This is a genomic window from Sulfurimonas sp. RIFOXYD2_FULL_34_21 (assembly GCF_001830805.1).
Classification (GTDB): Bacteria; Campylobacterota; Campylobacteria; order Campylobacterales; family Sulfurimonadaceae; genus Sulfurimonas.
Genome location: NZ_MICH01000008.1, coordinates 111,035 through 132,203 on the forward strand (window position 1 = coordinate 111,035; position 21,169 = coordinate 132,203).

At 35.4% G+C, this 21,169-nt stretch carries 24 protein-coding genes; 9 read left to right on the plus strand and 15 right to left on the minus strand.

Translation table 11 applies throughout. The features are described from left to right. Positions 1-13: 13 nt before the first annotated feature. The 7 genes from A2530_RS05415 to crcB are packed head-to-tail and all read left to right on the plus strand — an operon-like array spanning position 14 to position 5,142. Positions 14-1,327 carry a S41 family peptidase gene (locus A2530_RS05415; RefSeq protein WP_294886325.1) on the plus strand — a complete coding sequence of 438 codons (1,314 nt, stop codon included), beginning with the start codon at positions 14-16 and terminating at the stop codon, positions 1,325-1,327. 5 nt (positions 1,328-1,332) lie between these two features. Then, complete coding sequence (purC, locus tag A2530_RS05420) at positions 1,333-2,046, plus strand: phosphoribosylaminoimidazolesuccinocarboxamide synthase (protein ID WP_294886327.1); 714 nt, start codon at positions 1,333-1,335, stop codon at positions 2,044-2,046. A gap of 3 nt (positions 2,047-2,049) precedes the next feature. Next, positions 2,050-2,292, plus strand: coding sequence for a phosphoribosylformylglycinamidine synthase subunit PurS (purS, locus tag A2530_RS05425; protein ID WP_294886328.1), 243 nt, complete (start codon positions 2,050-2,052; stop codon positions 2,290-2,292). Beyond that, positions 2,289-2,963 carry a phosphoribosylformylglycinamidine synthase subunit PurQ gene (gene purQ / locus A2530_RS05430; protein ID WP_294886330.1) on the plus strand — a complete coding sequence of 225 codons (675 nt, stop codon included), beginning with the start codon at positions 2,289-2,291 and terminating at the stop codon, positions 2,961-2,963. The genes purS and purQ overlap by 4 nt, the downstream gene beginning before the upstream one ends. Next, complete coding sequence (locus A2530_RS05435) at positions 2,960-4,108, plus strand: hypothetical protein (RefSeq protein WP_294886332.1); 1,149 nt, start codon at positions 2,960-2,962, stop codon at positions 4,106-4,108. Before purQ ends, A2530_RS05435 begins: the two co-directional genes overlap by 4 nt. Beyond that, complete coding sequence (locus tag A2530_RS05440) at positions 4,086-4,784, plus strand: 1-acyl-sn-glycerol-3-phosphate acyltransferase (RefSeq protein ID WP_294886334.1); 699 nt, start codon at positions 4,086-4,088, stop codon at positions 4,782-4,784. Before A2530_RS05435 ends, A2530_RS05440 begins: the two co-directional genes overlap by 23 nt. Then, positions 4,753-5,142, plus strand: a complete 390-nt coding sequence (gene crcB, locus A2530_RS05445; protein WP_294886336.1) for a fluoride efflux transporter CrcB — start codon at positions 4,753-4,755, stop codon at positions 5,140-5,142. The genes A2530_RS05440 and crcB overlap by 32 nt, the downstream gene beginning before the upstream one ends. On the opposite strand, the gene A2530_RS05450 is transcribed toward crcB, so the two are convergent. Both A2530_RS05450 and A2530_RS05455 read right to left on the minus strand, forming a co-directional pair. Next, the gene (locus A2530_RS05450) at positions 5,132-5,701 is read right to left on the minus strand and encodes an ATP-binding cassette domain-containing protein (RefSeq protein ID WP_294886338.1); all 570 of its coding nucleotides are present in this window, start codon (positions 5,699-5,701) and stop codon (positions 5,132-5,134) included. The two genes, crcB and A2530_RS05450, sit on opposite strands and share 11 nt — an antisense overlap. 3 nt (positions 5,702-5,704) lie before the next feature. Continuing rightward, a complete protein-coding gene (locus tag A2530_RS05455) occupies positions 5,705-6,397 on the minus strand; it encodes a dUTP diphosphatase (RefSeq protein WP_294886339.1) in 693 nt (230 codons plus the stop codon). Between the two features lie 83 nt (positions 6,398-6,480). Here A2530_RS05455 and A2530_RS05460 point away from each other — a divergent pair, with 83 nt between their 5' ends. Further along, positions 6,481-6,660 (plus strand): uracil-DNA glycosylase, encoded by a 180-nt coding sequence (locus tag A2530_RS05460; protein ID WP_294886340.1) that lies wholly within the window; start codon positions 6,481-6,483, stop codon positions 6,658-6,660. A gap of 19 nt (positions 6,661-6,679) precedes the next feature. On the opposite strand, the gene A2530_RS05465 is transcribed toward A2530_RS05460, so the two are convergent. The 6 genes from A2530_RS05465 to ovoA form a co-directional block, all read right to left on the minus strand. Beyond that, complete coding sequence (locus tag A2530_RS05465; RefSeq protein ID WP_294886342.1) at positions 6,680-7,102, minus strand: pyridoxamine 5'-phosphate oxidase family protein; 423 nt, start codon at positions 7,100-7,102, stop codon at positions 6,680-6,682. Next, positions 7,083-7,328, minus strand: a complete 246-nt coding sequence (locus A2530_RS05470; protein ID WP_294886344.1) for a hypothetical protein — start codon at positions 7,326-7,328, stop codon at positions 7,083-7,085. Before A2530_RS05470 ends, A2530_RS05465 begins: the two co-directional genes overlap by 20 nt. 15 nt (positions 7,329-7,343) lie before the next feature. Then, the gene (locus A2530_RS05475) at positions 7,344-8,531 is read right to left on the minus strand and encodes a PatB family C-S lyase (RefSeq protein WP_294886345.1); all 1,188 of its coding nucleotides are present in this window, start codon (positions 8,529-8,531) and stop codon (positions 7,344-7,346) included. A gap of 64 nt (positions 8,532-8,595) precedes the next feature. After that, positions 8,596-9,306: a KilA-N domain-containing protein gene (locus A2530_RS05480; protein WP_294886347.1), complete on the minus strand. Its 711-nt coding sequence runs from the start codon at positions 9,304-9,306 to the stop codon at positions 8,596-8,598. Between the two features lie 69 nt (positions 9,307-9,375). Beyond that, complete coding sequence (locus A2530_RS05485) at positions 9,376-9,912, minus strand: hypothetical protein (RefSeq protein ID WP_294886348.1); 537 nt, start codon at positions 9,910-9,912, stop codon at positions 9,376-9,378. A gap of 68 nt (positions 9,913-9,980) precedes the next feature. Then, positions 9,981-12,080 carry a 5-histidylcysteine sulfoxide synthase gene (ovoA, locus tag A2530_RS05490; RefSeq protein ID WP_294886349.1) on the minus strand — a complete coding sequence of 700 codons (2,100 nt, stop codon included), beginning with the start codon at positions 12,078-12,080 and terminating at the stop codon, positions 9,981-9,983. Between the two features lie 32 nt (positions 12,081-12,112). Here ovoA and pgeF point away from each other — a divergent pair, with 32 nt between their 5' ends. Continuing rightward, positions 12,113-12,835 (plus strand): peptidoglycan editing factor PgeF, encoded by a 723-nt coding sequence (pgeF, locus tag A2530_RS05495; protein WP_294886351.1) that lies wholly within the window; start codon positions 12,113-12,115, stop codon positions 12,833-12,835. Here the strand turns inward: pgeF and dxs are convergent. Genes dxs through A2530_RS05530 form a run of 7 tightly spaced genes read right to left on the minus strand, consistent with a single transcriptional unit; the run spans position 12,827 to position 21,168 of the window. Beyond that, a complete protein-coding gene (gene dxs, locus A2530_RS05500; protein ID WP_294886352.1) occupies positions 12,827-14,647 on the minus strand; it encodes a 1-deoxy-D-xylulose-5-phosphate synthase in 1,821 nt (606 codons plus the stop codon). The two genes, pgeF and dxs, sit on opposite strands and share 9 nt — an antisense overlap. 9 nt (positions 14,648-14,656) lie before the next feature. Continuing rightward, positions 14,657-15,457 (minus strand): flagellar assembly protein FliH, encoded by an 801-nt coding sequence (gene fliH, locus A2530_RS05505; RefSeq protein WP_294886354.1) that lies wholly within the window; start codon positions 15,455-15,457, stop codon positions 14,657-14,659. 1 nt (position 15,458) lies between these two features. Then, a complete protein-coding gene (gene fliG, locus A2530_RS05510; RefSeq protein ID WP_294886356.1) occupies positions 15,459-16,487 on the minus strand; it encodes a flagellar motor switch protein FliG in 1,029 nt (342 codons plus the stop codon). Positions 16,488-16,500: 13 nt separating this feature from the next. Then, the gene (gene fliF, locus A2530_RS05515) at positions 16,501-18,201 is read right to left on the minus strand and encodes a flagellar basal-body MS-ring/collar protein FliF (protein ID WP_294886358.1); all 1,701 of its coding nucleotides are present in this window, start codon (positions 18,199-18,201) and stop codon (positions 16,501-16,503) included. 18 nt (positions 18,202-18,219) lie between these two features. Then, positions 18,220-19,314 (minus strand): histidinol-phosphate transaminase, encoded by a 1,095-nt coding sequence (gene hisC / locus A2530_RS05520; protein ID WP_294886359.1) that lies wholly within the window; start codon positions 19,312-19,314, stop codon positions 18,220-18,222. Beyond that, entirely contained in the window at positions 19,304-20,395 is a 1,092-nt protein-coding gene (gene pheA / locus A2530_RS05525; RefSeq protein ID WP_294886360.1) for a prephenate dehydratase, read from the minus strand. The genes hisC and pheA overlap by 11 nt, the downstream gene beginning before the upstream one ends. Further along, positions 20,392-21,168, minus strand: a complete 777-nt coding sequence (locus A2530_RS05530; RefSeq protein WP_294886361.1) for an HAD-IIA family hydrolase — start codon at positions 21,166-21,168, stop codon at positions 20,392-20,394. The genes pheA and A2530_RS05530 overlap by 4 nt, the downstream gene beginning before the upstream one ends. Position 21,169 lies beyond the last annotated feature (1 nt).

Sequence of the window (21,169 nt, forward strand, 5' to 3'; positions counted from 1 at the left end):
AATAGGAAAAATAATGAAAAACAAAAAGTTAATTACTCTTGGTTTTGCATCTATCGCAGTTGCAATAACTTTGTTGTTTTCGACAAATTTATTTGCTTCTGCAAAAGAAAAAGAGAACAAAGAGGCTTCAAGATTGGAAGCTTTGGCAAAGTTTACAAAAGTTATCAGTATTGTTGAGCAATATAACGTTGATAACGTAACAATAGAAGAGCTAATGGATAAAGCACTTGCCGGGATGATGAACAATTTAGACGCTCACTCAAACTATCTAACACAAAAAGATTATAAAAATTTAAAAGTTCAAACAAACGGGGAATTCGGCGGTCTTGGTATTACAGTCGGTGTTAGAGACGGGGCGCTTAGCGTTATCGCTCCGCTTGAAGGGACTCCGGCCGATAAAGCAGGTGTAAAAGCAGGTGATATAATTCTTAAAATCAATGAAAAATCCACTCTTAATATGACAATAGATGAAGCAGTTGCCATCATGAGAGGTAAAGTCGGTACGCCTATTGAGCTTACCATCGTAAGAGAGGGAGAGACGAAACCTCTTGAGATTAAAATAGTAAGAGGTAATATTACTATAGAATCAGTTTATACGAAATCAATCGGCAATGATATTCAATATATAAGAGTTGCTAGTTTTGATAAAAAAGTTATAAACGACGTAACAAAAGCTATTAAAAAGAGAAAGGCTACGACAAAGGGCATAGTTCTTGATTTAAGAAATAATCCTGGAGGACTTCTTGATCAAGCAGTCGGGCTTGTTGATTTATTTGTTGATAAAGGCGATATAGTTTCACAAAAGGGCAGAAATAAAACCGATGATGAAATTTACACTGCAAAAACTGAAAATACTGTAACTCAAGTACCTTTAGTAGTTCTTGTAAACGGAGGAAGTGCAAGTGCAAGTGAAATTGTAAGCGGTTCGCTACAAGATCACAAACGTGCTATTATAGTAGGGCAAAATACGTTTGGAAAAGGGAGTGTTCAAGTTGTTCTTCCGATAACCGAAGAAGAAGCAATTAAATTGACCATAGCTAGATATTATCTCCCAAGCGGCAGAACTATTCAAGCAGTAGGTGTAAAACCTGATATTGAAGTATATCCGGGTGAAGTTAAAACGAATAAAAATGATTTTGCTATAAAAGAGGCTGATTTAAAGAAACATCTAAAAGAAGAATTAGAAAAAGTTGACGGTAAACAAGAAGAGGATGAGGCTAAAAAAGACTCTAAATATATTATATCCGACGAGATGATGAATAAAGATATTCAGCTAAAAGAGGGTGTAGATATTATAAAAGCACTAATTATTACAAAAGGATTATAAATAAAATGCAAAAGAGAGAACTGCTCTACGAGGGAAAAGCAAAAAAATTGTTTACAACTGATGATGAAAATCTTCTTATCTCAGAGTTTAAAGATGACTTGACTGCGTTTAACGGAGAGAAAAAATCAAGCGAAGCAGGTAAAGGTGCGCTTAACAACAAAATCTCAACTGAGCTTTTTAAGCTTTTAGAGGCAAATGGGATACAGACTCACTTTGTAAAAATGCTTGATGATAATCACATGTTACACACAAAGGTTGACGTAATACTGATTGAAGTAATAGTGCGAAATATTGCTACAGGGAGCCTAAGTCGTAATCTAGGCATAAAAGACGGAACTGTTCTTCCTTTTACGTTAGTAGAATTTGACTATAAAAACGATGCTTTGGGAGATCCGAAACTAAACGATCAGCATGCTTTGATTCTAGGCTTAGTCGATTTTCAAGATGAACTTGATAAGCTTCGCCGTATGGCAAGACAGGTAAATGATATTCTGAAGCCTTACTTTGCAGATAAAGGTCTTAATCTTGTTGACTTTAAGCTTGAGTTTGGAAAAGACAAGAGCGGCAATATTATTCTTATAGATGAGATTAGTCCTGATAATTGCCGTTTTTGGGATATGCAAAGCGGTGAAAAGATGGACAAAGATAGATTTCGTCAAGGTTTAGGCGGCTTAACGGTAGCTTATGAACAAGTTTTAAATAGAATTTTAGGAAAATAATAAATGAAAGCAATTGTAAATGTATCTTTAAAAGCAGGCGTACTAGACTCTCAAGGAAAAGCTGTTCATCATGCGCTAGAGTCAATACATTTTAATAACGTATCAGATGTTCGCGTAGGAAAACAGATAATTTTGAAGCTCGATGAGAGTGATGAAACAAAAGCTATGAGCGACGTTACAAAAATGTGTGAAGAGCTTCTTGCAAACACGGTAATTGAAGATTACAATATTGAGCTGATAAAATGAAAGTAATAATTTTGCAATTTCCCGGAACTAACTGCGAATATGATACGAAACATGCTTTTGAATCTTTAGGAGCAGATACTGAGATTTTATGGCATAAATCAGAGACGGTTCCAAATGATACGGATCTTTTGGTTGTTGCAGGAGGTTTTAGCTACGGTGATTATTTAAGAAGCGGAGCTATTGCAAAATTTAGTCCCGTAATGCGAGCAGTTACAAAATATGCAAATAACGGCGGAAAAGTTTTAGGCATCTGTAACGGTTTTCAAGTACTAACCGAAGCGGGACTTTTACCCGGTGCTTTAAAGAGAAACGAAAGCCTGCACTTTTTATCGAAACATCACCATCTAAAAATTATTAACAACGATAATGTGTTTTTAGAAAAACTAGACAACAATGATGTTGTAAATGTTCCTATAGCTCATCATGACGGAAATTACTATATTGATGCAGACGGACTAAAAGAACTATATGAAAATAATCAGATTATTTTAAAATATTGCGATAAAGACGGAAATGAAAAAAATCCAAACGGAAGCGTAGATTCGATTGCCGGTATATGCAATAAAGAGAGAAATGTTTTTGGTCTTATGCCTCATCCAGAACGCGCTATGGAAAAGCTTCTTGGAAGCGATGACGGTATAAAAATGCTTCAAGGGTTTTTAGAAGCGTGAAACTATTTCTATTAGTATGGTTGTTTTTGTTTTCAATTTTATCTGCTAACCCGGCAGATTTATTGCAAACGAACGACTCTGCCGATGTGCAAGAACAAAATCAAGAAAACAGTACAAATGAATCGGCATTACCTAGTGAGCTTCAAAAAGTAATCTATCTTAGTTACGAAAAAGTTCCGCAAAGAGTAATAAAGGGAGAGATTTTTTCCGTAACGATTAAAACTCTCTCTATTGTTAAAGATTTTGTAGATATAACATATGAACTCTCAAATGCAGAGGGCTTAAAAATTTTAACAGATTTTCCATCACGAGATGTTGATTCAAAATACTATTATGAAACCTTCTATTTTTTAGCAACTTCAAAGAATGCTTCTCTTCCGAATTTTAAAGCTACTCTGTTAGACTATAACAACGTACAATATAGAACGACTACACTTTTAGGTGAAAAATTAAATGTTATCTCATTAAATCCTCAAAAAGATTTTTCAAACATAGTGGCAAACAGCTTTGAGATTTCAGAATATAAAACTACAAACTATGACAGCACTCATAATATTGTTATATTTGTTGCAAACGCTACAAACTGCTATATCTCTGCGCTTAAATTAAAAGGTGTTTATAAGCAGGGCATAGAGTCTGTTACCGAATCATTTTCTGAATCTAAAATAACATATTATGCAATAATAGATAAAAACATAGAAAATCTATCCTTCTCCTATTTTAACTTAATTAAAAATAGATTTTTACCTATAAATATACCCATAATAGTTAACGATGATAGTGTTACAACACAAAGCGATTTAAAACCTAAAGATCAGTCTCGCGAAATATTAAAGATGGGCATAGCAGGAGGCATAGCGTTAATCTCATTTTTAATGATTTTATGGAGAAAGCGATACCTTTATCTGATTTTTATTATTACTCCCCTTGCTTATATTGCTTATGCGGGAATACCTTCAAAAGAGATATGCATAAAAGAGGGTACTAATATTCACTTGCTCCCTGTATCTAACGGAACAATATTTGAAACAACTACTAGCAGATACAGTTTACAAAAAGAGGATGAAGTACAAGGATGGGTAAAAATACAGCTCCAAAATAAAAAAATAGGTTGGGTAAAGAATGAAGATATTTGCTCAAATTAGTTGGTTGTTTGCAACAATAGTAATTCTAGTATCTCTTACGCTTATGATTGTTACATTTCATATCTTGCCAAAACCATACAGCAGAAAACTATCCGCTTGGCTTATTAGAGTTACTACGTTTTTTACGGTTGATATTGAAGGCAAGGAAGACCCGAAAGCGCAAATGTTTTTATTAAACCATCAAAGTGATTTAGATATAGCGATTATAGAGACTATGTCCAAAAGAGATATTGCATGGGTAGCAAAAAAAGAGCTTTTTGAGATACCGTTTTTTGGCCTTGCCCTAAAACTGCCTCAAGATATAGCAGTCGAGAGAGAGAGCAAAACATCACTTATAAAACTTCTAAAAGATGCAAAACATGTTCTTAAAAACAATAGAGTTATTGCTATGTTTCCAGAAGGCACACGCTCTACCAAAGAGGAGATGCTCCCGTTTAAATCAGGTGCAAAAATTGTAGCAGATGCAAATAAGCTCTGTGTGCAGCCAATTGTTCTTATGCAGACGTCAAAATATTATAATATTAAAAAATTTTACTATAAACCGGGGCGAATAAAAGCAATATACATGGAATCTTTTATAGCAGACAAAAACGATGAAAACTGGCTAAGCGATTTACGAATAAAAATGCAAAAGGTTTATGACAATGAGTTGGCAAACAATCCTAGCCATAGGTAGCGGCGGTTTTTTGGGCGCTGTTCTTAGAGCCTATCTCAACGGTTTAATATCCAATAAAGTCCCTCATGATTTACCATTTGGAACATTAGGTGTTAATCTTATAGGAAGTTTTATCATGGGAATTTTAATAGCTTACTTTATGTACACCGCTGTTTTTTCTCTACATGTAAAATCTTTTTTATCAACTGGAATTTTAGGAGCACTTACTACCTACTCCACATTTGCAATTGAGAGTTTTTTTCTTATAGAAGGTGGGCATTTAGCTCTAGCTGCTGCGAATATATCTTTAAACGCCTTTGGTTCTATATTTATGGCAGGAAGTGGCTTTTACATAGTAAAGCAACTTCTTAAATCATAATTATCTCATCCGCGCACCATTTGGCAAGTTCCAAATCATGCGTTATAAGAAGCATACCCATTCTATCAAGGTGCTTTACAAGCATACTCATAACTTCGAGCTGAATTACATTGTCAAGTGCAGATGTAGGCTCATCAAGTAGTAATAAATCAGGTTTCATAAGCATAGCCCTAAGAATAGATGCACGTTGAAGTTGACCGCCTGAGAGTTCATGCGGTAGTTTTAAAAGAAGCTCATACTCTAAATTTATTATTTTTAAATACTCATCTATCTCATCAATTTTTGCAACATCTTTTATCTGGTTTAATAGTATATAACTTGGATGAAATGAGCTGTATGGGTCTTGAAAAACCTCTGAGCAAAATGAGTTTTCAACACTCCCTTTAATAGGTTTTAAATTTTTTAGTATTAGCTCAAAAAGCGTGCTTTTTCCTGCACCGCTTACCCCGACTATCGCTTTAATCTCCCCTTTTTTTAATGAAAATGAGAGATTCTCAAAAAGTAAATTCTCTTTTGTATATCCAAAAGAGAGATTTTTTACTTCTAGTATATTGCTCAACTCTTAACTCTTATTTAGTGCCAGATATAGCTTTGTAAGCTCTTTATAGAGTTCATTTGGTTTTATATCGCCGTTTTCTTCCCAAACTCTCTTCATAACAACATTATCCTCTTCACCTGCCCAAACTTTTATATAAGAACCATCTTTGTATCCATGATCTTGTCTAAACTGATTTAAGATATTTTTTCCGACATAGAGTTTATAAAGAGACTCTAAATCCAACCCGCTCATTAGCACTAAATCAAAAAAGTCTGCTATGAGCTTTTCAAGGCTTAACTCTCCTTTAGATAATACGTCATACATAATGGATTCTATCTTATTGATTACGTCATCTTGCAGCGCAAAAAGCTCATTTTGGGTATCTATCTTGACAAAATTATCCGACTCTGAGATATCGATTGCCAAATCTTCTATCCCCCCTCTAAGAGTTTTAGAGTAGTTTTCTATAGCTAAACTCATAATAAAGTGCCAGACATCGACAACCTCAATCTGCAAGTTATCCCAATCAGGTTCTTTTTCTATATTTTTCCAATGCTTCCACGAAAAACTCTCAATCATCTCAGCACACTCCATATAGATACATCGCTTCCAATTAATAACTTTGCCGTTTTTTGTGATGCCCTCAGTCCATTTTTCGCCGTTTGTAGCATCATTTAATGATGCTTGGAGTTGCAGCATAAGTAATATTTTATCCACTGTTTTTCCCTTAGTTTGTTGCTTTATTTAATAAAGCATTGTACCAAATATGCTAAAATAGCGCACTTAAAACCGAGAGATATATGAAAAGAATTAACTGTAGAAGATGTGAATACTATTTTGTTACTTGGGAAGCCTCAAAACCTCATGGCTGTAAAGCATACGGATTTAAATCAGCGCAAATACCGTCAATAGTGGTGTTTCAAAGCAGCGGAAGTGATTGCAATATGTATAAAGAGAAAAATTTTCCTAAAAATCAGTAACTTTTTTTGATTTTAAATATTAAGGTACTCTTTGCCAAATAATCTTTTTTCCAAAGCCTAAAGTATTGTCTGTAAGCTTAAAGTAGTTTATCTTTATCTCCCAAAGTATTGACTGCATAGTCAGAGCGTAAGGAAATCTCTTAAAATATATAGTTTTTAAAGATTCATCACTTAGCGGTAAAAATTCTCCCCTAAATTGAACTCCCTCAATTTTACCGACTATTTTTGTCTCCAAAACTACCGTTCCTGCAACAAAAGGATTTTTGAGTATATTTTTTATATGAGTGGTGTTCTCATTACTAGCCACTACAAAAGAGATTTTCGCTTTGTCAAAAGCATAAAACAGGCTACATGAACTAAGCTCATGTCCATCAGTAGTTGAGAGGTTTAATACATGATGCTTGGATAAAAAATTTGTTATTTTATTTAGGTCGTGCTGCATTATAATCTCTAAAAATATGTTTCTCTAATGCTTCTGCGCTATCTATATCTCTTTTTGCCAACATAAGCTGCGCTGTTTCATCATTGGCTATCGTCTCATATATCTCTGTAATAGATGTCATTTTGTAGTAGCTTTTTAAAAAATCTAACAACACCTCAAAATTATCATCTTTTTTATTACTGTACTGTTTAAAAAATTTAAACTCGTTCCAATCTATTTCAGTCAATTTATTTCCTATTGATTACTTATGATATTTTAGCCAAAGTGCATTATCTAGCTTCTTAATCACATCTAACATTCTACTAGAAGATATTGCAAAATTCAACCTCATAAATCCACTTCCCTCTCTGCCAAAACTTATTCCTGCACTTAAGCCCATTTTTGCCTCTTTTACAAAAAAGTCTCTAAGTTCTTTATCACGAAGATTCATCGCACGGCAATCAAGCCACGCCAAATATGTCGCTTCTATTTGTGTTATCTTTATAAGATGCGGGTACTTTTCGCACAACTCTTTTAACATGTTATAGTTTTTTAAAAGATGTATTTTCAACTCATCTACCCACTTATGTCCATTTTTATATGCAGACTCAAAAGCTACATGTGAAAGAGAGCTTCCATGAGCAAAATGAATACGCTTGTAAACTTTTAAAAATTTATCTCTTAAATTTTCATTCGCTATGGCTACAGTGCTTATTGCAAAACCTGCCATGTTAAATGTCTTGCCGACTCCTATGGCTGTTACAGTGATATCTCTTGCTTTTTTACTTAAAGATGCAAAGGGTACATGTACATTCGGCGCATAAACCAAATCACAGTGAATCTCGTCACTAAAGACCGTTATGCCGTTTTCGTAACAGATATCAGATATCTCTTCTAACTCCTCTTTTGTCCAAACACGCCCCACAGGATTATGTGGAGAGCAAAGAAGCAGAAGCTTTGTTCTCTCGTCTATTTTTGAGCGTAAATCATCTATATCAAATGTATATCTCCCATCATCCAACTGCTTTAGAGGATTTTTCAGAAGCTCTCTCTCATGCTCCATAACACTATGAAAAAAAGGTGGATAAACGGGCGTTTGAACTATAACTTTATCGCCTTTTTCGGTAAATGCTTCTATGGCGGCATTTATACTTGCAACAACCGAGTGAGAGTAGAACATGTCATCTCTTTTAAACTCTACTTTGTGCCTACTCTTCATCCACTCTATCTGGGCTTCAAACGCACTATCAGGAACTTCTTCATAGCCCATAACAGGATGTTCTAACCTCTTTTTTACGGCATCTAGCACAAAATCAGGAGTATCTATATCCATATCCGCAACCCAAAGAGGCTCCACATCCTCAGTGCCAAAGAGCTTCTCTCTTAGGGCATACTTCTCTGCGTTTGTGTTCTCTCTACATGTAGAAGTTGAAAAGTCGTATTTATTCATTTTTTAACCTTGATATCATTTTATCCATACTACATAAAACAATTTATTTTCATAAAAAGACATCTCATTTTCCAATCTTTTTGACATCTTCACGACTTAGTATTTTCATCTGCTCTATTGCTATTTTATTTAGCTTTTGAAGTCTCTCTTTTTGGGGTGTGCCTTCATTTATAAAATGAGCATTAAGTGATTCCATATTTGCCAAACATACAAGTTGATTGACATCGGCTTCACTTGCATAGACAAAATTTATCTGGGCAGGGCTAAGCTCTTTTGGGATGAGATTTTCTTTGATGGCATCGGTGTGGATTTTATAGTTCAGTTTTGTGAGATTTTGGCGAATATCCCAGCCGAGTTGTTTGAATTCTTCTTCTTTGAGTCTTTGAAACTCTTTGATAAGGTATATTTTAAACTCGGCACTAATCCACATACCAAACTCAAAAGCTATATCCTTATGAGCATAAGTCCCGCCGTATCGCCCAGCTTTTGCCACTAATCCTATGGCATTTGTCTTTTCGCTCCACGCCTTAACGCTCAGTTTGTAGCTATTTAACACTACTTGAGATGTAATTATGGCGAATTCGCCATAATTAAAATTTGGATTATGAATTTTTTCCCAAATTCCCAAATATTCTACGGTATTTCGATTGCGAAGCCAATCAGATATAAAAAAATCTCCGTCTTTAGCCTTGAGCATATCAGTGAGTGATATATAATCTTCATCTTCTATCTTTAAGATTGTTATTTCATTATCCATCACTTTTATATTTGCCATTGCTATTTTTCCTTTATATCTTTACTATTTATCTATACTACCAAAATAATTTATTTTGTAAGCGCATGTTTATAAACTTAATAATGCACTTACGGCTGAAACAATTGAGCCAAATTCTGCACCTTTTGTCAAAACAGTACCTAAATATTTTTTTAATGATACTTCATTGCTTTTATTGTTATTTAATTCTTGAATAATTAATTCTTTATCTTGAACATTGGAGCTATTTATTGCTTGTAGAAGATTATTAAATTTTGTATCAAATTCTGAAATTACAGTATTATTGTTTCCAGTAATAATGCTTCCATGATTGTTACCGCCCACACTTATATTATTGTGATAAATTACTTCTGTCTTTTCAATTTTGGGATACTCTTTTTTATCATTATTTTCTAAAAAACTTCTACCCTTAAAAGTTAAACTATTAAATATGTAAAATTTACCTAAACCCCACCATCCCTTTTCAAACAAACCATCTCTTTCAATTTCATCAATAATAGCTTTAAACTCTTGGAAATCAAGTCCAAAAGTTTTTGGGTATATATTTTCAGATTTTGAAGTTGCTATTTCTCTTACTAGCATATTATATTTATCGTTTGAGCTCATTTTGTAATTCCTTTAAATAAAATTATCTATATTTTATTTTGTTGAAAAATATGTCATTTTGCAATATTTTATCTCTTCCTCCACACGCTAACCTCTGCCACGCTGTGTTGGAATTTTCTAGCCGTCTCTTTTATAACAAACTCCGCATCCTCTACATGTAGAAGTTCAAACTCTTTACCTAAAATCTCTTTTAAACTTTCCATAGTTTGAACTTCTTTGCCGTTTTCATCTTTGTACCCGCCGAGCCAGAACTCTTTTTTGGTTGAGCTTTCTTGCCAAGTGTAAGGGGATGTTAAAACCAAAATCCCGTCACTCTCCAGTCTCTCGTGAACACTATCTAAAAAGAGTTTTGGATTATAAAGCCTGTCTATAAGATTTTTTGCCAGTATCAAATCATAAGAGCTAAAGTTTGGTTTTAAGTTACATGCATCACCTTGCCAAAAAGAGACTCTGTCTTTAATATTTTCATATCCAAGCTCTTTGATAGTTACCTTTTTTTCTTCACTCAAATCGCCCTCTGTTTTTGCTCTGTAAGCGATATAACCTTCATTTTTAAGCTTTACTCCCACGCCTATAAATCTAGCAGAAAAGTCAATCCCTTCTACCTCATCAAAACTTCGTGCAAGTTCAAATGTTGCCCTTCCTGTAGCACAACCCAAGTCAAGTGCTTTGGTTTGGTTTTTAGCAAATCTTAGAGCTAAATTTGTACATGTAAGAGCAAAGTTCTCTACTCCAAAAAAGCTATCGCCATACTGAAACTCGCAGTATTGTGAAACAAGCTCGTCGCTCTCGTAAATATCGCTTTTTTTATCGGTATCGGCACTGGTTATCACATATCTAAATCCAGCATTTTGATAAAAATGTTTGCGAAAAGCGTAACGGGAATGTTTCATAATGAGGTTTCCGCTGCTAGCCCATGAAGAGCCGAGTATAAGTGCATGTTTGTTATCAAATGTAGGAGTAGAGAAATCATCGTAAGCGGGATGAACTTCAAAACCATTAAAGCCGAATATAGGTGTTCTACTCCACTGCCAAACATTTCCGACCACGTCATAGATACCGTTGAAGGCGAACTCGTTAACGGGACATGAGCTAAAGTAGTGGTAAAAATTCAGGTTTGCCCTGCTCTCATGAAAGTCGGGGATATCTTCGAGTTTTGCATGTTCGTAAATAAGTCTATACTCCGCTTCGCTGGGCAGTGAGTACTTCACTCCCTCTTTCTTGCTTTTATATCTGCAAAATGCTTCTGCTTCAAGAGCATTTACATCAACAGGCCAGTCAAGCGGCATATCTATAATTTTGCCAAGAGTTCTGTACATGTAAACATCATCTTCTTCAACCCAAAAAGTCGGATGTTTAGCGCCGCTTATTTTTAAAAACGCTCTGCCCTCTTTGTCCCAAAACTCCTCATTCTCATATCCGCCGTCTTCTACAAACGACATGTACTCGCCGTTGCTTACAAGAAACTTTGAAGTCTTAAAATCTTCTACACTCTCTTCATATTTTCCGTATTCGTTATCCCAGCCGTAAAGATTGTGCGACTTCTCTTTACCTAAAACTACATCACCGCCTTTTATCTCAAGCATCTCATTTTTAGGCGCTTTTGAACTGTGAGTGCAGATGTTGAACTCTTTTACCTCTTTGACAAATTCTATGGGCATTTGACGGTGCAAAACAAGTGAAGTCTCTACATGTATGCGTTCATGTTCTATCCCCATTAAAATTATCCACATAGGAGATTCATCGGTTATCGGCAATGGCATAGGAAGTGTTGTTATAAGTTCATCGACTATCTCTCTAACTTTTGCTCTGTACTCTCTAACTTCATCGACTTTTGGCCACTTATAGTTAGAACTATTGACATCATCCCATGCCATTTCGTCCACACCAATCGCAAATATGGATTCGAACTCGGGATTAATCCGCTCTTTGATTATTTTCATATTTATAAGTTTATTTATAAAAAAAGTTGCGGTATGCCCGAAATAAAATATCATTGGATGTCTTGTAATCTCCGATTTTTTGTAAAAGACCTTATCGTCTTTTAACACGTCAAATATCTTTTCAAACAAAGAGTAGGTATTATGAAAATACTCTTTTATCTCTTGTCGTTTCTTATCTGTATCATCTCCGTCCAAAGTAACGGGATATAAACTAAATCTGCTCAAAATATGCCCTTTAATTTTGCTATAATGATTATATGAAATTTTCTCATAGTAAACTATTAAACTCTTTTTCAAATCTCACGCACGCTTTCACCACAAGAGAGAGCGGAAATCTGGCATTTCATGTAAACGACAATGAAGCACATGTCATAAAAAATCATGAAAGTTTGGCAGAAAAACTAGGCTATAACAAAGAGTCGCTTGTTCACATGAAACAGATTCACTCGGACATTGTACATGTAGTAAAAGACGAAGATTTCAACACTTGTCCTACATGTGATGCTCTTATAACAAACAAACCAAATACTCCGCTTATGGTTATGGTAGCGGACTGCTCACCGATACTCTTTTATGAGAGTGAAAAAAAAGTTATAGCGGCTGTTCACGCAGGACGACAAGGTGCATTTAAAAATATTGTAAAAAATACGGTTGAGAGTTTTATAAATCATTTTAACTGTGAAGCCAAAAACCTACATGTAAGTATCGGTGCAAGCATAGGTGTATGTTGTTATGAAGTGGGAGTTGAAATTTACAATGAAGCAAGGACACTTGGTTTAGAGTATGCGCTAGATATAAGAGATGAAAAATATTATCTTGATGTAAATAAAATCCTAAAATCTCAACTGCTTACATGTGGTATTAAAGAAGAGAATATCGAATTTCTAAACAAGTGTACATGTTGCAACACTGACAAATATTTCTCTTATCGTGCAGAAGGGCAAACCGGAAGATTTGCCGGAGTTATTTTTTTAAATTGACTCCAAAACTTTCTTTGCGAGCTGATACGGTAAAAGTCCGAGTGATTCTTCAACATCTTTTGTTTTTCCGTGAGTTATAAACTCATCTTTATACTCAAAGCTCTCTAACTCTACATGTACTATTTTTTCTTTTGAGAAAAACTCCAAAATAGCAGAGCCGACACCGCCCATTTTTGCACTGTCGCTAAATACAAACCATTTTTTATGTTTTTTTGCCATTTCACGAAGCATCTCCTCATCAAGAGGTTTTACAAATCTCAAGTCCAAAATACTAACTTTCTCTTCTAAAAATGTCGATGTTTCATAAGCACGTCCAACACCGTTTCCGTAGCCGATAAAAAGAATATCTGAACTCTCTGAGCGAAGCAATTGTGATTTTGCCAACTCAAAAGGTTTGGACTCAGGTAGAGATGTCTGCGTAAACGAGCCTCTTGGATAGCGAATAGAACATGTATGTTTATACTCTGCCGCAAATGCCATTGCCTGATGGAAACTCTTCTCATCTCTTGGAGCAAAAAGAGTCATGTTCGGTATAGCTCTTAAAAAACTGATATCAAAAACACCTTGATGAGTCTCGCCGTCTTCCCCGACTATTCCAGCACGGTCAAGTGCAAAAACAACAGGCAAATCCATAAGACATGTATCGTGTATTATTTGGTCATATCCGCGTTGCAAAAATGTTGAGTAAATCGTACAAAACGGTTTAAATCCCTCTTTTGCCAAAGCCGCCATCGATGTTACCGCATGTTGTTCTGCAATTGCCACATCCCAAAATCTATTTGGATATGCTTCCATCAGTTCGCTAAGTCCTGTCCCGCTAGGCATTGCAGCTGTTGCTCCGACTATCTTATCGTTATGTTTTGCTAAATGAAGAAGAGCTTCAGAGTAGATTTGAGTTGCACTTTTTTCACTTGATTTTTTAACGGCATCTCCGCTGTTTAAATCAAAAGGACCTACTCCGTGCCATTTTTCCTCTTTGCCTTCAGCTATCTCATAACCTTTACCTTTAAGCGTTTGAGCATGAACTATTACAGGTTTTTTTAAAGCTTTTGCTTTTTCCAAAATCTCTATTAATGATTTTAGATTATGCCCATCAACAGGACCGATATAGTCAATCCCCATCTCTTCAAACATAATCCCAGGAGTGATAAGCTTTATCGACTCTTCCATTCTTTTTGCGATATATCTGGCACTCTCTCCAAAGTTATCCACAAAACTCTCAGTCTGCTTTTTAAAACTTTGATAAAACGGAGAAGCCATAGCAGAACTTAACATTCTGCTAATCGCACCGATTGGTTTTGCTATACTCATCTCATTGTCGTTAAGTATAATCACCATAGGGTACTTTCTATCGCCTAACTCATTAAGCGCCTCATAAACCATACCTGCCGTCATAGAGCCATCACCAATCATAATAACGGGTACTCTTGAGTTTTGCTCACCCTTTAGAGCTATGGCTTTTGCCGCGCCTACACCTAAAGATATAGAAGTGGAACTATGACCTGCCACAAAGTAATCATGTTCACTCTCGCTTGGTTTTGTATATCCGCATAAACCCTCAAACTGTCTTAATGTATCAAACTCATTCCATCTTCCGGTTATAAGTTTGTGTGCATAAGATTGATGAGAAACATCAAAAATAAAAGGGTCTTTTTTGCTGTCAAATACCTTGTGCATAGCTACAATAAGCTCCGTAGCCCCCAAAGTAGAACTTAAATGTCCTCCATTTTTACTAACTACTCGAAGTATCTCTTCTCTTATATCTTTGCAAAGAGTTTCTAACTCTTTAATACTGCTTGATTTTAAATTCATATATTTTTTTTACTCACTTAATGCCGCTCTTTTTACTCTCTCAAATCTTTTTGATATCTGCGCATCAATATTTCCTGCATCGCTGATTGCTATAACACCGCCCAAACTAACTGCATTATCAGATATAACTTCTACATGTGATAAGGAGCCGACATCTTGTGAAATGGCTCCATGGTCTTTAGGATTTACTCTTAAGGTTATTTTTGAAGCACTTTGAAGCTCTTTTATTAACTCTTTTGCCAAAATTGTTGCTACTTTAGCTGAATTTTCACCAAGCTCAATCTTTATGACCTCTTTTGAGATATCTATTGCAGCACTTATCAACTCTTTTTTAATACTCTCTAATGCACTCTCAAACTCTTTTGCATTTATCTCTAGTTTTGCAACGGATGCGGAGTATTGAGAGAGACTGTTTGCACTATTTTTCTCATTATCTTTATAAGCTTCTGCCTTGCCCGCTTCAACTCCTACTGCATAAGACTCCTCTTTAACCCTTTGAAGCTCTATCTTATGCTCTTCGCTCATACTCTCTAACTTCATCTGCAGTTTAATAAAATTGGAAGACATCTCATCCGTTTTATTCAGTAAAGATTCAATCAAAGAGTCTTTAGAGCTTTTACTCATCGCGCTTGAATCAATTTCACGCTCTACGCTTTTTTGTTGAAGTTCTGAAGTAACTTTTTTCATCGGTACTTCAGATGATAAGAGCTCATCACTCTCTTGAGCCTCAGCACTGACAGATAACACTTTAAAATTATATTTATCGACATCGTGTCTTTGTATTCTATCGCTGGTAATTATACTTGACAAACTATTCCACCATCTCTTCCGATGAAGATCCTAGCTGAATAACTCCGCTCTCTGCAAGGCCGTTTACAACCTCTACGATTCTTCTTTGAGCACCCTCTACATCTTTCATTTTAACAGCACCCATAAACTGCATCTCTTCATCAAATGCCTCTCTTGCTCTCTCACTCATAGCACTAAAGAATTTCTGTTTAAGATCTTCAGGTGCGCTTTTTAGACCAAGCATCAAGTCAGGTTTATCTACCGCTTTTAAAATCTCACTAATTGCAGTTTTATCAAGTGTAACTATATCTTCAAAAGTAAACATCATCTCTTTAATTAGATTTGACATCTCTTCGTCACGCTCTTCAATTTTTGCCAAAGTCTCTTTAGAAGCTTTTGCACCGAGGCGGTTAAAGATATCCGCAACTGCGCGAGGACCACCGACTTCGACTTTGTATGAAGCAAGTGACTCTAGTTTAGACTCTAGCACGGCTGAAACTCTTTTAATAACTGAAGGAGAGATATCGCCTAATTTAGCCATTCTCATAGCTACTTCACTTCTTAAATCATCCGGAAAATATTGAAGTGTATCTGCGGCTTCGGTAGCATCCATGTGAGCTAAAATAAGTGCAATCGTCTGAGGATGTTCATTGACGATAAAGTCTGAAAGCTGTTGCGGCTTGATTTTTGATAAATATGCAAAATTTTGACTCTCCTGCATACTTCTTGAGAGTTTCTCTAAAACTTTTTTTGCCTCTTCAGCACCCAGAGTTCTGTATAGAAGCTCTCTTGCATACTCTAAACCGCCGGATGTTATAAACTGACCTGATTGAAAAATTGCATAAAACTCTTCAAGCACGGCAGTTGCAACTGCTTTTTCGACGCTTTTATTAGACGCAATAAATTTTGAGACTTCAGTGATAGCATCTACACTCATATTTGAAAATACAGAAGCAGTCGCATCTTCGCCCATCTGCAATAGCAAAATTGCGACTCTCTCGCCCATACCCATCTCATCAAATTTAGCCTGTTGTATAGGATTTAAATTCATTCACAGCCTCCTTTTACTTTGACATAACATCTGATTCTTCAGTTAATAGAGCTTGGAAAACAAGTGCTATAGCTTCAGGTGAATCTTCTATCATACCTTTTACCTTCTCAAGTAGAACTTCATATTTCAGCTCATCCTCATTAAAGCTATCCCCTGCACCAAGTTGCTCTTCAACTTTTCTGCGCATTGATTGAACTTTTTCCACCAAATCATCATCCTCATCATTTACAAGGTCCAAATGTGGTTTAGTAAGCTCATCCTCCTCTTTTGATATCTCAAGCATTTTCTCCGCAAAAGGGGAGATAATTTTTTTATAAAGAATAACAAGAAGAATAAGAACAAAAATATATTTAAACACTCCGGAAAACGGTGCTAAATATAATTGAGAAAATGTCATCGCCTGAGCTACTCTATTTTGTGCCATGTCAGTTTCAGGCGCTTTAAACTGTAAATTTTTTATGCTTATCTGATCGCCTCTATCTTCACTAATCCCTATAGAACGACTTACTAATGCTGAGAGAGCTTCTAAATCGCTCTCTGAAAGCGGCTCATACTCTAAATCTTCCGTTACTACACCTTGTGCATCAAGCTTATATTTATACTTTCCATCAACTACGACAGCAGCCGTAATTCTTTTGATTCGTGCAAACTCACTTTTTGTAGTCGAGACTGTTTTACCTACTTCATAATTTGTCGTGCCGGTATTTTTTTCATATTTTTCGCCGACTTTATTGCTGGCAAGTCCCTCTACAGGACCGATATTGCTGACAGTACCTGGAACGCCGCCAACTTCTGCCGGAGCAGTGCCGTCTCTTTTTTCTTCACTTACCTGCTCACTTCTAACAACGTTTTCTGGATCATATGTTTCTGAAGTAGAATTTTTAATAGAAAAATCAAACTCAATCGTAACCTGAGCTACAACTTTTTGCTCACCGCCTACAAAAGGAGAGACGACCTCAATAATTTTTCTCTGTTTTTTCTTCTCTTCTTTTGTCTTAAAATTTTGCTGTACTGCCGAGAGTTCACTCATCTGAGCCATCTCATTTTCATCGCCCAATGTTTCGCCATCACTATTAATCAACATAACATTTGCCGGCGTTAGGTTTGGAACAGCTGCCGCAACAAGATTCTTTATCCCTCTGATTTGTTTTAAAGAGAGTTTTCCTCCCTCTACAAGCTCAACCATAACTGAAGCAGTAGGAGCTGTTTGTTTTTCAACAAACAGAGTGTCTTTTGGCAGAGCCAAACTGACATTTGCACGTTCTATCGGTGCGAGGGCATTAATTGTACGGGATAGTTCACCCTCTAATGCACGAAGATATTTTACGTTTTGATCAAAACTTGTTGCTCCGAACTCTTGATTGTCAAAAAGTTCAAAACCTATACCGCTATGCTTTGGTATTCCGAGTGAAGCAATAGCTATACGTTCTTTATAGACTATATTTTTAGGAACTTTTATAACGTTGTTCTCTTGTATTTCATAGGGAATATTATCTTTTTCAAGTTGCTCAACAACTTTTGCCGCATCTTCTGGGGTCAAGGAGTCAAAAAGAACTTCCATAGTGCTTATGGAATCTTTTTTATTAGTATATATAACAAGAAAAATCAAGAATGCCACGATACCTACAACAGCAGAACTGACAATAAGTTTTTGTTGTTTGGTTAACTTATCATACAGTGCGACTAATTGTGAAAAAAGTACCTTAAAATCCATTAATTTCCCATTTTAAAACTATAAAAATTGTACTACCAGCCCAAAAAAGCGGCTATTTTGCTCGTGTGTACCCACTGTTACTCTAATCGCATTCATATTATAACTACTCAAATCTCTAACTATCATCCCTTTTTGTAAGAGTTGATTTGAAATCTTTGTCGAATTTTGGTTAGAGTTTAAACACAACGTAACAAAATTTGTATAACTGTTTATTATATCTATTTTTCGCTCTTTTGCAAACTCTTCATAACGTTTCATTTGTTCTAAATTTAGAGTTATACTTTTTTCTACAAACTCCTCATCTTCAAGAGCAACACTAGCCGCCTCGAGAGAAAGAGTAGTAATATTAAACGGAGGTCTTAGTTTATATAACTCTTGTATTATTTTTAAATCGGCAACACCATATCCTACTCTCATTCCTCCAAGACCGTAAGCCTTAGAAAAAGTGCCGAGATAGATTACATTGTCATATTTTTTTATAAGTTCTTCTACTGCTATCTCTTTTGCGCTATCTTTTGCTATTGCATATTCCATGTACGCACCATCTATTGCAACTAACGTGTTTGAGTCTATTTTATCTAAAAAATCATATATTTTTTGTGCGTCCAGTGCGTCTCCGGTAGGATTATTTGGTGTACATATAAATATAATTTCCGGTTTTTCTTCTTTATAAAGCTTATAAAATTCATCTAAATCATGTTCTTGAGAAGTAGTTCTTATTACGTTTGCACCCACATGTTTTGCATATATTTCATACATTGCAAACGTTATTGAGTTCATTAAAATTTTTGATTCAGAAGATGCTTTTGCATGTATTAAAAACTCAATAACTTGATCACTGCCCGAACCTATAATAATATTTTCATTTTCTACGCCAAATCTCGTACTTAAAGCATTTTTTAGCTTTATCATAGAGTCATCCGGATAAAGAGCCATTTTTGACAAAATAGCTCCGACTGCATCTATAACTTTTGGCGAACACCCTAGCGGATTTTCGTTTGATGCAAGTTTTACTATATCTTTTGAGTCTATTCCAAACTCTCTTACAACCAGTTCTATCGGTTTTCCAGCTTCATACGTTTTAATACTTTCTAAATTTTTATTAAACTTCAATGTTTTGTCCTTTTACGTAACTTCCTAACCAAGTTACTTCTCCTTTATGTTTTTGCAGTACTTTTTGAAACTTTTCATCATCTATATGTCCGTAAAAATCTATAAAAAACCAGTAATCAAATCCGCCTTTGTTTTTTGAAGGGCGAGACTCTATTTTTGAAAGATTTATATTTTGCTCATCAAAATCCTGTAGAAAATGAACAAGTGAACCTGCCTTTACAGAATCTTTTAATCTTACTAAAATAGATGTTTTATCATCATTGCTCTTTGCATTTTTAAAATCACTTAATATTACAAATCTAGTTTGAGAACCTATATCATCTTCTATATGATCAAACATTGTAGGTACACTATATAATTTTGCCGCTATATGACTGCAAATAGCAGCGGCATTTGGATTTGCGGCAGCAAGAATTGCTGCTTTTGCGGTTGATTCTACAGGTATTTGCTCAACATTGACTAAATTGTGTTCTTGCAAAAATTCTCTGCACTGCCCAAAACCCTTGTCTTTTGAGTAAACTTTAGTTATTTCGCTGAGTTTTTTTGCTTTTGTAGCAAACGACATGTGAATAGGCATATAAAGTTCTGCTACAATTTTTACAGAACTTTTAGCAAGCAAATCCAATGTTTCACCGACTATCCCGTCTCTTGAATTTTCTATCGGAACAACTCCGAATTTTGCTCTTTTTGCTTCAAGCGTTTTAAAAACAGAGTGAATTGAACCAAGAGAGAGATAATCGCTCATAGCCCCAAAACGGCTCTCTGCAGCTTGATGCGTAAAGCTTCCTTCCGGTCCTAGATATGCTATACGTTCAGGAAGTTCAAGGTTTCTTGAAACTGCAAAAATCTCTAAAAATATAGCCTCTATTGCAGCCATATTTAATAACCCTTTTTGCTCTATACTCTTTTGTGTCAATCTTTGAACAATAGCTTTTTCTCTCTCTGGTCTGTAGATTATTCCATCACTCTCTTTTTTTATCTCTCCGACACGTTTAACTATCTCCATTCTTCTATTAAGGAGTTCTAGTATCTCATCATCAAGAGCATCAATAACAACCCTGCAATCATCTAATGTCTTCATAAAGCCTCCAAAATTTCTTGCATATCTGCGTAAACATAGTCAGGTCTTAATTCCGTTTTTAAAGACGGCACTATTTCATCGGCACTTTTATATTTTCCGCTTGTAACAAATATCGTCTTCATACCTAGCTCTTTTGCACCGCCTAAATCACCCTTTACATCATCGCTTATAATTGTAATATCATTAAAATTTGCATCAGGAACCTCTTTGCGAAGCATTAATAGCGACTCTTCATAAAAAGGTACACTCGGTTTGCCTACAACGCTATAACTGCATGACGTTGCAAATTCAAGCATCTTTAAAATTGCTCCTACACCAGGGTATCTTTTAGAATTTTTGGCATATATTGATGTCTCGTGCATACCGACTAGTTTTGCACCGCTTAGTATAAAATCTATCATTTGTGCAAACTCATCGTTTACAAAGCTATCCTTTATAGAAACTAAAACTGTTTTTGGGTTTTTATAATTTAACTCAAAACCCATATTCGCCAAAAGCTCTAAAAATTCCGGCGTACCGTAAGCTGCAACGCCATCTTTTTCTACATGTGATTCAAGCATCATCAATGGATCAAGATAGTGTGAAAAATCTAAATTAAAACCTATTGACTTAAGATATGCGTAAAAATCTTTTGAAGAGTGTTTAGTATTGTTTGTGATAATCATATAAGGTATTTTTTTTTCATTTAACATGTTGATAAACTCTCTGCTTCCACGAATCGGAGATTTATCTGCGTCGCTGATTAAAGTACCTTGAACATCAATAAAATACATC